The organism is Bacillus sp. ABA4_010 (assembly GCF_056159105.1).
Map to the genome: position 1 here is coordinate 3,092,957 of NZ_JBSWUN010000003.1, position 12,923 is coordinate 3,105,879.

Annotated in this window: 10 protein-coding genes and 1 pseudogene; 1 reads left to right on the forward strand and 10 read right to left on the reverse strand. The window is 41.6% G+C overall.

Features of this window, described 5'->3' with window-relative positions; all coding sequences use genetic code 11:
• Window positions 1-90: 90 nt before the first annotated feature.
• The 9 genes and pseudogenes from treR to ACXAEO_RS16535 form a co-directional block, all read right to left on the reverse strand.
• Window positions 91-801, reverse strand: a complete 711-nt coding sequence (gene treR / locus ACXAEO_RS16495; RefSeq protein WP_474883094.1) for a trehalose operon repressor — start codon at window positions 799-801, stop codon at window positions 91-93.
• 275 nt (window positions 802-1,076) lie between these two features.
• Window positions 1,077-2,762 carry an alpha,alpha-phosphotrehalase gene (treC, locus tag ACXAEO_RS16500; RefSeq protein ID WP_474884241.1) on the reverse strand — a complete coding sequence of 562 codons (1,686 nt, stop codon included), beginning with the start codon at window positions 2,760-2,762 and terminating at the stop codon, window positions 1,077-1,079.
• Between the two features lie 184 nt (window positions 2,763-2,946).
• Window positions 2,947-4,350 carry a PTS system trehalose-specific EIIBC component gene (gene treP / locus ACXAEO_RS16505; RefSeq protein WP_474883096.1) on the reverse strand — a complete coding sequence of 468 codons (1,404 nt, stop codon included), beginning with the start codon at window positions 4,348-4,350 and terminating at the stop codon, window positions 2,947-2,949.
• A gap of 569 nt (window positions 4,351-4,919) precedes the next feature.
• Window positions 4,920-5,051 carry a hypothetical protein gene (locus ACXAEO_RS16510; protein WP_474883099.1) on the reverse strand — a complete coding sequence of 44 codons (132 nt, stop codon included), beginning with the start codon at window positions 5,049-5,051 and terminating at the stop codon, window positions 4,920-4,922.
• 166 nt (window positions 5,052-5,217) lie between these two features.
• A complete protein-coding gene (locus ACXAEO_RS16515; protein ID WP_474883101.1) occupies window positions 5,218-6,123 on the reverse strand; it encodes a helix-turn-helix domain-containing protein in 906 nt (301 codons plus the stop codon).
• Window positions 6,124-6,433: 310 nt separating this feature from the next.
• Window positions 6,434-7,636, reverse strand: coding sequence for an MFS transporter (locus ACXAEO_RS16520; RefSeq protein WP_474883103.1), 1,203 nt, complete (start codon window positions 7,634-7,636; stop codon window positions 6,434-6,436).
• A 326-nt stretch (window positions 7,637-7,962) separates the two neighbouring features.
• A complete protein-coding gene (locus tag ACXAEO_RS16525) occupies window positions 7,963-8,553 on the reverse strand; it encodes a methyl-accepting chemotaxis protein (RefSeq protein ID WP_474884242.1) in 591 nt (196 codons plus the stop codon).
• Window positions 8,554-8,907: 354 nt separating this feature from the next.
• A pseudogene (locus tag ACXAEO_RS16530) lies at window positions 8,908-9,663 on the reverse strand (HAMP domain-containing protein); the annotation flags it as partial.
• A 143-nt stretch (window positions 9,664-9,806) separates the two neighbouring features.
• On the reverse strand, window positions 9,807-11,087 hold the full coding sequence (locus tag ACXAEO_RS16535; protein ID WP_474883105.1) for a uracil/xanthine transporter: 1,281 nt from the start codon (window positions 11,085-11,087) through the stop codon (window positions 9,807-9,809).
• Between the two features lie 327 nt (window positions 11,088-11,414).
• Between ACXAEO_RS16535 and mreBH the strand changes: the two genes are divergently transcribed.
• Complete coding sequence (gene mreBH / locus ACXAEO_RS16540; RefSeq protein WP_474883107.1) at window positions 11,415-12,422, forward strand: rod-share determining protein MreBH; 1,008 nt, start codon at window positions 11,415-11,417, stop codon at window positions 12,420-12,422.
• An 84-nt stretch (window positions 12,423-12,506) separates the two neighbouring features.
• Here mreBH and ACXAEO_RS16545 read toward each other — a convergent pair whose 3' ends face one another.
• Window positions 12,507-12,896 (reverse strand): tautomerase family protein, encoded by a 390-nt coding sequence (locus tag ACXAEO_RS16545; RefSeq protein WP_474884243.1) that lies wholly within the window; start codon window positions 12,894-12,896, stop codon window positions 12,507-12,509.
• Window positions 12,897-12,923 lie beyond the last annotated feature (27 nt).

Here is a 12,923-nt window from a genome sequence, read left to right on the forward strand (position 1 = left end):
TCCTGATTTTTTGTAACAGTCTATTTTGCAGGGGGTGTCTGAAAAGAGGTGGTTTTTCTCTTTTCAGACACCCCCTTTCTTCGTCTTTTCTTATCGACGTGCAAAATCAACAAACCGGAATTTATCAAGCCGATGCCTCGATTCTGTATATTGAAATAAGCTCGCATCTTCCAAATATACATAGTTTTTGACGACGACGACATGTTGATAGTCTTTTAAATCTAAATATAATCGATCTTCTTCGGTCGGTTCATCGACAAACATCTCTTTTTTAGCAAAGCTGATTTTCAACTCTAATTCATGCTCCAAATATTCATAAATAGAGCCTTCACAAACTTCCTTCGTTAAGACTGGCACATGCTTTTTATGAAAGAAATCTTTATCCAAAATGATTCGTTCGCCATCCACTTCCCGAGAGCGCAGCACTTTCCATACACTGTCTTTATTCGTGACACTTAAATGCTTCTGTATGTAATCATCTGGCTTAATTAATTCACATTCATACACAATGGTTTTCCACGGCTTTCCCATTTTTTCCGCAAGTTCTTTAAAGCTGACAAGCCCTGAAATTGGGAAGTCAAATTTCGTCACGTCCAGTACAAAGGACCCTTTGCCGCGAATTTTTTGAATATATCCGTTTTGTGACAGCATCGTGAGGGCTTTCCGGATGGTTTCCCGCGATGTGTCATATTGTTCTACTAATTCATTTTCTGACGGGAGCTTCGTGTTCGGCTTTAATTGCCCGGTTTGAATCTTTTCGACTAATTCATTATAAATCGCTAAATATTTGTTTCCTCTCATTTATCATCACCGTGCTTATCTTCACTTATGTAAGAAGGACTTCAACATGCCGCTTGCGGTACATCGAAGTCCCTCCCTTTCCATCTATTCTACAGATAAATGCCTCGTTTCGTCAAAACTGATCGTAATACGAACAAGTGCTGTTCAATCCATCCTAGAACTCTTAACAAAATGGACCGTTACAAAACCCTCCATATTTCTCGGTTTTCATAACGGTCCACTTTAAGAAGCAGTTTGAATAGAGGGCGTTTTCCTCTTATTAAACTATCGCCTATTTATTTTTTTAAATGATACACAATGGATTCGTAAGGACGCAGCACCATTTTTTTCATTTCTTTTGAAGAATCTTCATAGTTAGAAAGAAGAATGTCCGCTTGATAGCCCGTGATGTCCACTTCTTCTGGCAATTCAAATACCGTTTCTTTTCCATAATAATTATTAACGACAAGAAGCTTTTCATTTTCGGCATTTCGCACATATGCGAAGATGTCCGGATGGTCGGCTAAAATAAGCTGATAATCCCCATCCGTAATTATGTCATATTGTTTGCGCAGCTGAATGAGCTTTTGATAATGATAAAAAATAGATGTTGGATCTTGCAATGCCTTTTGAGCGTTCACTTCTGGATAGTTAGAGGCAACCGGAATCCACGGTGTTCCAGCTGTGAAGCCTGCGTTCGGCTCATCGTTCCATTGAACTGGCGTACGGGAGTTATCGCGTGACTTTTGTTTTAAAATCGCTAAAATTTCTTCCTCACTCATGCCTTCTTCTTTTTTAATGTTATATATATTTAAAGACTCGACATCGCGGTAATCGTCAATTCGTTCAAACTTCGGATTCGTCATCCCGAACTCTTCTCCTTGGTAAATGTAAGGAGTTCCTTGCATCATATGAATAGACGTAGCCAGCATCTTTGCTGATTCTTTATGATACACACCGTCATCTCCGTAGCGGGATACGACGCGCGGTTGGTCATGGTTGCACCAGAACAGGGCATTCCAGCCTCCTCCTTTGTTCATTTCCACTTGCCATGTCGATAAGATACGTTTTAACGCAAGAAAATCAAAATCGGCCACCGTCCATTTATCTCCATCCACATAATCTACTTTTAAATGATGGAAATTAAAGGTCATGCTCAGCTCGCCACGGTCAGGATTCGAGTATTTGATGCAATGGTCAATTGTGGTGGACGACATTTCTCCAACCGTCATTGCATCATGCTTCGAAAATACTTCACGGTTCGCTTCTTGAAGAAATTCATGTACTCTCGGACCATCAGTGTAAAATTTACGGCCATCTCCAGGAGCAACGGAACCGTCGTCATCAGGGAATTGCTGGTCTTTTGAAATTAAGTTGATTACATCCAAGCGGAAGCCGTCTACTCCTTTTTCAAACCAGAAATTCATCATGTCATACACTTTTTGGCGTACTTCTTCATTTTCCCAGTTTAAATCAGCTTGAGTGACATCAAACAAATGTAAATAATATTGATCCGTTGTTTCATCGTATTTCCAAGCTGAGCCGCCGAATTTAGATTCCCAGTTTGTCGGAGCACTTCCGTCTTCTTTTCCGTCTTTCCAAATGTAAAAATCACGGTACGGATTATCTTTAGAGGAAGCGGCTTGTTTGAACCACTCATGCTCGGTCGACGTATGGTTCACGACAATATCCATAATAATTTTCATGTCACGTTTATGCGCTTCTTCTAATAAACGATCGAAGTCTTCCATTGTTCCATACTCTTCATGAATATCGTAATAATCGCTAATATCATAGCCGTTGTCTTTTTGCGGAGACTTATAAATAGGAGTAAGCCAAACGACCTCTACCCCTAACTCTTTCAAATAATCCAGTTTGGCAATGATACCAGGCAAATCACCTACACCATTTCCTTTTGTATCGTAAAAGCTTTTTGGATAAATTTGATAGACAACTGCCTTCTTCCACCATGCTTTTTCCATCATGATCCACTCCTATCATTTTCATCTATGTAGTTGGTTTCTATTTGTTTCATTAGCAAGATGCACAATCGCCATTAATCTTGCATTTATACTGAAAAAAGCAAGATACGATACCATGCTGAACAAGCAAGATGCTTTATGTTCCATGGTATCGTTCTTGTTTCATCTATTTTGAAAAGGATGCTTATTTTTCTTTACGCATTTTCCCGAAGAAAAGGGTTAATACGAACGGAACAACTAATACAATCGCCATTCCAATAAAGAAGGAGCCCCAGTTTTGCGGGAAGATGGATAAGAATCCTGGGAGACCTCCTACTCCGATAGATGGTGCTTTCACTGCTTGAAGAGAGATAAAGGCACCTGCAAGCGCTGAACCGATCACCGCTGAAATGAACGCGAAGCGGAAGCGCAAGTTCACTCCGAACATTGCCGGTTCTGTAATACCAAGGTATGCTGACACAGCAGATGTGGCAGACAAGCTCTTCATTTTTTCATCTTTCAACACAAGCATCATAGCTAATGCTGCTGTTCCTTGAGCAATGTTAGAAAGAGCGACCATCGGCCATAAGAACGTTCCACCCGTGCTTCCGATTAACTGTAAGTCAACAGCAAGGAACGTGTGGTGCATTCCTGTAATAACAAGCGGTGCATAAAGTCCACCGTAAATTAATCCACCTAAAATTGGTGCTACTTCAAATAAGCCAACAACCGCACTTGTGATGACATTCCCGATCGCAAATGTAACAGGACCGATTGCGATAAAAGAAATGAAGCCTGTAAGCAATAAAGCAATTGGCGCAACGAGTAACAATTGGAATGCATCTGGAATTTTTTTCTTCAAGAAAATTTCAAGTTTCGCTAACACGTAAGATGCTAATAGAACAGGCAATACTTGTCCTTGATAACCTACTTTTTGTACTTCAAGACCAAATAAGTTCCATGTTGGAATTTCTTCTGCCGCTCCATAACCCCAAGCATTTAATAAATCCGGGTGAACGAGCATTAAACCAAGAACAATACCGAGTAACGGATTTCCACCGAAACGGTTCACAGCCGACCAACCGATTAAACCAGGTAAAAAGACAAAGGCTGTATTCGCAATCAAGTTGACAATGCTTGCAAAGTCTTTCCATTGTGGATACACATCGACAAGCGCCTTCTCATCAAAGAAAATACCCGGTCCTGTCAAAATGTTGTTAATCCCCATTAATAGACCAGCTGTTACGATTGCCGGAAGAATTGGGATAAAGATGTCCGCCAAAGTTTTAATCGCACGCTGTAGTGGATTTAAATTTTTCGCCGCTTCATCTTTAATTTCTTGCTTCGACGCTTGACCGATTCCTGTCATCGCGACCATTTCATTGTATACTTTATCAACCGTTCCTTGTCCGATAACAACTTGGAACTGACCATTTGTTGAAAAGGATCCTTTTACAAGATCAATGCTCTCAAGATCTTCTTTATTTACTTTGCTTTCGTCTTTCAGTGCAAAACGTAAGCGCGTGACACAGTGTGTAGCAGCTGCAATGTTTTCCTTGCCGCCCACAGCTTGTACAATTTGTTCAACAGATTGTTTATTTACACTCATGATTCTATCCTCCTGTTACCGTTTACAACTTGAGCAAAGTAAAACCGCTTTTCTTCTATTGCTGAAAGCAACGGCTCATTCACACTTTTCTTCATTGATTTTATTGTGGTCTTTCACAAACTAATCAATTCAGTAAATTGCTCATTGTTAAACGGTTTCATTTCGTCATCTTGTATATACAAGATGTTGTACACATAGATTAACCTGTATATACAAGTTTGTCAACAAAAATCGACAAAATTTTAGAAAGCGCTCTCTATTTTTCTTTTCCCTGTCCTATTTCCACTAAAACAAGACTGGTCCGTTTATTTGCTTTTTCGCAAATAAACGGACCAGCCCCTCTTCGTTACGCTGATTGGCGCAAACCAAAATAAAATTTCTTTCCCTATAAAACTTCTCCCATCCATCTAAAATCCCTAAAAATAAAACCGCTTACAATTCACCTAGCCATTATAACAAAAGATGACACGTTCCCCTCCTTAATATAAAAAGAAAAAAGCACGGTTATGAGTCCGCGCTTTTTCTGTAAGGGGTGTTATTTTCTGATTTTTTCCATGTGTTCTTTCTAATTAATGTTGATTTGGCAGTCGCTGAGGTAATTCCTTCGCAGCGACTGTGTTAACTTCAGACGCTGAACCGACAGCTGAAAAACCTGCCAGAAGGGTTACTGCTAAACAAATACCTGTTAACCATTTTTTCATCTGAATCATCCTTTGCTCTGTTATGTGCTTTCTGTTTTTATTATAGCTCGTCCATTAAAAGCATGCAGAGACGTTGTAGGTTATCGTACCTATGAAAAACGCCTGAAATAAACCATTCACTTCAATTTTTTAACAAACATATAATTATAATAATATTGCATAATGGTTATACATTTTCACCCGCAACTGTCGGTTCACTCAATAACTGTTTCATTTGCTGGCGAACAAGCTCTGCAAACTTCTCGTTTTTCTCTAATTCAAAAATTAATATGGCTTTTTGTAAGTAACTCGTACCGGTCTCTTTTTGTCCCAGTTTAATTAAGTTACAGCCAGATTGATAATGGAGTTCTCCGAATAAATAGAGGGACTCGCAGCTAATGCAAAGCTGGATGCCTTTTTCACTATGTATGAGGGATTCATGGTAGTTGCCCATCTCCGTTAACGTTCGAGCTAAACCATATAGAATACGAATTTTAATTTTTTCGTCCTTCACTTGCGGCAAGTACTTGAGTTGAGTAAGCGCCGTTCGATAGATGCTGATCGCTTCCTCAAATTCCTTCTCTTCATCATGAATGATGGCAATGCTGTTTAATACCTCAATCTCCCGCTCCTTATAATAGGAGTCCGACGTTTGGGTCAGTTTAATGGCTTCATGAAGCTTTTGCAGCGACAACTCTTTATTGTGATAAACATAGTAATCACATATTCCCTCGTGCCACAATAGAAATTGTTTATTAGTCAGCGTTTGAAAAAGCGGACTGTTGCGTTCCCGTTCGATAATCTGTGCAACAGCGTCATAATCCCGCTTTCGAATATACTGCCGAATTAAATGCTTTACTTCCTCTACATAGTCCAATCTCGGTGTTTCAATGGTATGAAAAAAATAGTTCATATCGACACCAAGTCGCTTTGAAATTTCATATAAGGTGATGCTATATGGATATTCATCACCATTTTCCAATTTGCTGATTTGGGCTTGTGTACAAATTCCTTCTGCCAGCTCCTTTTGAGACAAACCAATCATTTTACGCAACTCTCGAATAATACTGCCGATGCGTACATGTTGTTCCAATCTTCTCCCTCCTCACCTGCTCTGCTTATGTAAACGCTTCTATTTAACAACAAATCCTTCACTGCCCGTTCATGCAGACTAAACAAAGACCATCGCTGTCCTTTGCTTCTGTACCTTCACTTTACACTAAACGTTTCTCTTTTTCTTCCCCTTTTTCACTTCTTTTCGATTTTATTAGGTACATCGTTTCAGTCATGTAATAGTAACTTTCGCTTGCCAAGCTCTCTTCCTTTGCTTTTTCAAACAAAAAAGAGATGTGCTGGACACATCCCTTTACAGGCAGTAAAATTTTGAGCGATGAAAGCTTTCTTTATAAAAGCTCTTGCGCTTTTGTCTCTTTTCCTAACAATAATACCGCTAAAGCACCAATAATAATCGCGATGCAGAAAATGACGAAAATCGCATCAATAGATGTTTTTTGAGCAATCAAATAGCCGACTAAAAGCGGACCTAAAATCCCGCCAATTCGACCGAATGACGCCGCCATCCCAGCTCCTGTTCCACGAATACTTGTTGGATATTGCTCTGGCGTGTACGCATATAGACCGCCCCATGCCCCGAGGTTAAAGAACGAAAGGAAAATACCAGACGTCAGCAATAATGGAAGCGATTCTGCATTTCCGAAAAAGTAGGCACTTACCGCTGTTCCTGTTAAATAGACCACTAAGACAAATTTTCGGCCAGCTCGCTCAATAAGCCATGCTGCACTAAAATAGCCCGGAAGCTGCGCCAATGTCATGATGAGTACATATTCAAAGCTTTTAATAAGGCTGAATCCCTTCATCACCATAACGCTTGGCAGCCATAAAAACATGCCGTAATACGAAAAGACAATACAGAACCATAACACCCACAGCATAATCGTTTGTCGGCGATATGGCTTCGACCATACATCCGCCATATTTTGCAAAACAGACCGCTTCTCTGTTTGTACCGATTCAAAGCGAGGTGAGTCAGGTAAATTCCAGCGTAAATAGAGTGCATAAAAGGCTGGAAGAGCACTTAAGAGTAACGCCGTTTGCCAGCCGAATTTTGGAATAACGAAAAATGAAATCAGTGCCGCCAGCAGCCAGCCACCAGCCCAAAAGCTTTCCAGCAACACAACGACTCTGCCTCGCTCGCTAGCAGGAACGGTTTCAGCCACCAGTGTCGAAGCAACCGGAAGTTCTCCTCCTAGCCCCATTCCGATGAAAAAACGAAGCAACAAAAACATCGCTAATGTCGTCGTGAATGCAGACAAGCCGCTTCCGATTGAAAACAGCAACAGTGTAATAATAAATACTTGCTTTCGGCCAATTTTATCGGCGAGAACTCCGAACACTAAGGCACCGACTGCCATCCCAATCGAGTTGACACTTCCGATCCATCCCATTTGTTCAACAGTCAATCCCCAATCTTCCTGTAAAGCAGCGATGATAAAGGCGAGAATTCCGACATCCATCGCATCAAACAGCCAGCCTAATCCCGCAATTCCAAGCAGTTTGCGGTTCGATATATGTTTTGTCTTTGCCATTGGTAACCCCCTGATTTTACATATGTAAACTATAAACTTGACACTTATCATATTATAATGAGGAAGCGCCGATAATTCAATCTTTTTTGACAAGTGTAAAGTGGTGTCGAGTCATGAAGTAAAATATACATAGTTTGTTCTTCGCCTCTTCTTTAATATGCACAACGCAAGCACGCAGAATGCGCATTTCAGCGTCAAGGCCGACTACCAACTTAAAAGCGCCCAATAAAAAAATGAACCCAGCACTTGGCGGATTCATTTTTGTTTCTATTTTGCTGCCCGATCATAGGCGTTTGGCTTTCGCTAGTTCAAGCAGTCTTATGGAGTTAGCACACTTTAAACGCTTTGATTAAACTTTGCAGTTCTTTCATTTTGTCATCAAGACTGATGGCGATTTCATGAATGTCATGAATCTCATCGACCTGCTTTTGAGAGCTTCCTAACACATGTTGAGCAGTACCGGCTGATTCCTGTGCCGAGTCAGCAATGGCCTGAACGGAAGTGGCCGCTTCCTCCATCGCTTCATTCATTTCTTTCGACGAAGCCGCGATGCCCTCGACTGTTTCGTGAATTTCAATAATGGATGTTTCGATTGCTTGAAATTTTTCTGCCGTTTCCCCGACCGATTTTTTGCCATCTTCTCCGACTTTTTTTGTCGACAAAATCGTTGCTTCTGTTTGAGCAATTACTTCATTCAAGCGATTAATCGTCTCTGTAATCTCATTAGTTGATTCCGATGTTTCATTTGCGAGCTTTCGCACCTCATCTGCAACAACCGAAAAACCTTTGCCAGCATCGCCTGCCCTCGCTGCTTCTATCGACGCATTCAAAGCGAGCAAATTCGTCTGATCTGAAATGGATTGAATAATAGAAGAAACGCGGCTAATGTTTTCTGAATGACGATTTAACGTATTCATTTGCTGAACCGCTTCTTCTGCTTTCAAATCAATAACCTCAACCTCGCTTTTCGTCCGCTCGATTAACGACTTCCCTTGCTTCGTCAGCATTTCAGCTTGACTTGTCAGTGCAAATACATCGGAAAGATGCGTTGTCACCACGTCCACATGCTGCGACGTTTCCTCCACGGCCGCTGCATTTTCCTGTGCATTCTTCATCTGAACTTGTGAGGCTCTTGCTGCTTTCTCGATCCCCTCATGGCTAGCAAAGCTCGTTTCCAGCATTTGATCAGCGTGACCTACTAACTGATTAGCGGCGTCTGCAACATTCTCTGCTACATCGGTCACTTTTACTACAATAGTACGGAGCGTTTTGGTAAATCGGTTAAAGAGAATAGCCAGTTCACCAATTTCATCCTTGGATCGGATGGTCATTTCTTTTGTTAAATCCCCTTGACCGCTTGCAATTTCTGTTAACTGCACTTTCATCTCCTCAAGCGGTTTTAAAATAGAACGGGCAAACGCCACACCAATATATCCACTAAAAAGAATCAGAGCAGTGACAAGAACCATCTGCCAAAAGGCACTTTTCTTTTCAAGCTCCTCCAACACGTTTGCATCCTTTAATAAGATGTCATCAATAGTCCCGACTAATTCGTTGACACTTGGATCTAATACTTCTTTTCGAATCGTCCGCTCCTCTGTAAAGTGAAAAGAGAACGCCGCATTTACATCACCGTTTTCATAAGAAGAAACTACTTTCTCGTGTACTCCCATGAACTGCTGAAACGCTTCTTTCGTTTCATTTACGATTTGGCGCACTTCATCATGTTTCGTGATGTGCTCAATTGCTACAAGCGCATCTTCTGCTTCCTGCTTTTTCTCTTGAATTTGCGCAATAAATTTATCGTCGCCATTCAATAAGTAGGCGCGTTCATCATTAGAAATCCCAACGACTTTAAATTGAAATTGCTGCAGCTGCTTTTGAACTTGAACTTCGTTAAGGAAATATTCGTATTCAGCTTTAATATGCCGCTGGAAATACAGGCTGTAGAGCCCGATAAACAATGTACTGAGTGCCATCAAGATTACGACCGTTGTCAGCTTGAATTTGATGGTTTGATTACGCATAGAAAAGCTCCTCCTTGATGTGGTTTCTTGTTGTCTGTTTCAAAAAGAATATTTTACCATACGAATCTCGAAAAACTTTTCGTTCTCATTCTTCTGAAAAATGGAAGCGATCTATATATAACCATTCAATCCACAGCCGTCTATTACTCATACTTTTCCCACTTAACTGCCTTTTCCAACACAATGGACAGCAAAATCCCCATAAGCAGTCCATTGCTGACAAGAGGCCGAACATAAATGGAGATGCTGCCAAACCATTCTGGGGAAACATTCATTAAGGAAATCCCAACGAGTACCGGAAACGCAAAGCGATAAATCGTTTTCGAGTTAAAGGCATACGTTTGGACGCTGCGCAAAGCTGTTCCGAACAACTGTAAATAGGCGACGAATAAAACCGCATTCCCTACCGTCATCGGCAACGTGGAAAACAGAGCACCGAGTGCGGGCACCATACCGAGCAGCGCAAACATCGCCCCGCCAATGAGAAACGGCTTCTTGTCCAAAATTCTCGTACTTTCTAAAAAACCGATGGAGGAAGTGAACGGTGCGTACGGGACAAGACCAAATACAGCCGCCAAACAGGTGAACATTCCGGTAAGCGTAAATGACCAGCGGTATTGCCCGTTTGCTGTTGACGTGCCGTGGAGCTTTTCAGAAGCACGAATGGACGCAAGCGTGTTGCTTGCATTCAACATCCCGGCGACAAAAGCGGTCAAGACCACACCAAGTTCCAGTTGCGGTTTTCCCCACGGAAAAAGAGAAAGCGCAAAGCCAGTGTTGCTGACAGGTACGGCTGATGGGAACATGAGCACATACAACACCCAGCCTGTCATAATGCCAATTAAAATGGCAAAATTACTGACTAAGCCCTTTCCTTTTATGCTAATAACAGACACAAGAAGTAAAATCCCAATAGAGAAAAAGCTAACTGGCAAATCGAGTTGCCCTTCTTCCGTCACCTTCAACATGCCTTTAAAGAAAATTAAAATAAGCTGGACAGCCAATAACAACAAATACACACTCATCACCATCGGCGTGAAAATCCGCTGCAACAACGGTACTGAGTTGAATGCTCCCATTAGTACTGTCACTGCTCCGGCTAATAAAATGCCGAGCGTCAAACCCCCGCCGACCTCCTCATACGTCATCCCTACGGAAGGCGCTGTCATCGTGAGACTGAGAATAAGCCCCCACCATATCCCTGAGTGTCCTTCCAGCAACGGATAGCGGTGGCCCCTCCATCCTTGCAGCACACAAACGAGGCCCGTTATGATAAATGAACTCCGAATTGTGAAGGCCACTTGTTCAGGAGGCAGCTGAAATGCTTCTCCGATTGAAACGGGAACGACTACCGTATTCGCAAAAATAAAAAACAGCCACTGAATGGATGCAAATAAAGTGGCTGACACTGATAAATGATTCATCCAATTCTCCTACTTTCTAAACCTTTGAAGGATTATTCAGGAAGTGTAAAGAACCTCTCGTAAACGCCCTTCCATTAAATAAGGCGATGTCGAAACGTTAAGTGAAATATATCTATTTCAATTCAAATATACCACATTTTACCTATTAATATATGTTTTACTTCATCTTCTAAACTGGTTCACTCGGTGAGAGAGTATTTATAAAGATGTTGTAACCCTTTTTAGTTCCCCTTCCAAAATGGCTAATTGAGCGAGTACCCCCAGAAAAACTTCTCACGGATAGAATATATATAGGAGACTGTAACTCTATAGAAATTGGGTGAAAACATGTTTTCAAACACGGAAATTGGAATTGATTTAGGGACAGCCAATGTCCTTGTTTATAGTAAAAGCAAAGGAATTATTTTAAACGAACCGTCCGTAGTGGCGATTGATACGGAAACGAAAAAAGTATTGGCTATCGGAACCGAAGCGAAAAACATGATTGGAAAAACGCCAGGACGAATTGTCGCTATGCGCCCGTTAAAAAAAGGCGTGATTGCCGATTTTGATGTGACAACAAATATGCTAAAGCAAATTATGAAAAAAATTACAAAAACATCTGGATTTTCCGTTCGAAAACCGACTGTCGTCGTCTGCACGCCGTCAGGCTCGACTACCGTTGAGCGACGAGCCATCCATGATGCTGTCAAAAGCTGCGGTGCAAAAGATGTACATTTAATTGAGGAGCCGGTTGCCGCTGCTATCGGGGCAGACTTACCTGTTGACGAGCCAGTGGCAAACGTGGTTGTCGATATTGGTGGAGGCACAACGGAAGTCGCCATTATTTCATTTGGCGGAATCGTAACCTGCCATTCCATTCGTATAGGCGGCGACAATTTAGATGACGACATTGTCCAATACATTCGCAAACATTACAATTTATTAATTGGCGAGCGAACAGCTGAGCAAGTGAAAATGGAAGTTGGCTACGCACCGATTGAGCATGAAGAAAAGACGATGGATGTATGCGGTCGTGATTTAGTTACAGGTCTTCCAAAAACCATTACCGTTTCCTCTAGCGAAATTCAAGGAGCCATCCGAGAATCATTGCTTCATGTACTTGAAGCGGTTCGCTCCACATTGGAAGCTTGCCCTGCGGAGCTGAGTGGTGATATTGTTGATCGCGGAGTCATTTTAACTGGTGGCGGCGCATTGTTGAACGGCATTCAAGACTGGCTTGGAGACGAAATCGTCGTTCCTGTTCATATCGCTCCAAACCCACTCGAAGCCGTCGCAATTGGCACAGGTCGCTCACTAACGTATATTGACAAAATTCAAAAAGCAGTAAAGTGAAAAACAAACGTACGGTTCATCACGTAACAAGAGAAAGCCGGGAGATTTTTTGTACTCCCGGCCTTCCCTTTTACTCGGAACATATTATAATTTCCCTGTTAAAAATTGAGCTTCTCCCATTCCAAAACTCCAGTCTGCATCTCCATTTGTCACAATCGAAACCATAATATCATTTGGTGCTATTCCGCAGCTTTCCCCTAACTCTTGAACTAATAGCTTATAAAGCTTCTCTTTTTGCTCATTGGTCCTTTGCTTACTCGTTACACTAATGACAACTAGATTGTTGCTTCTCTCAAACCCTAAACCAGTATCTTGAATGAACATTTCATCTGGGGAATGCTGATGAACAATTTGATAGCGGTCTCTCTCTGGCACATCAAATGCTGCCACCATCGCCCGATGTGCCGCATCTAATAACTGTTGCAATGACTCTTGATTTCGTCCTTTTATCACATCAAATCGAAGTAACGGCATCATAATAACCTCCATTAGTAGCATTTT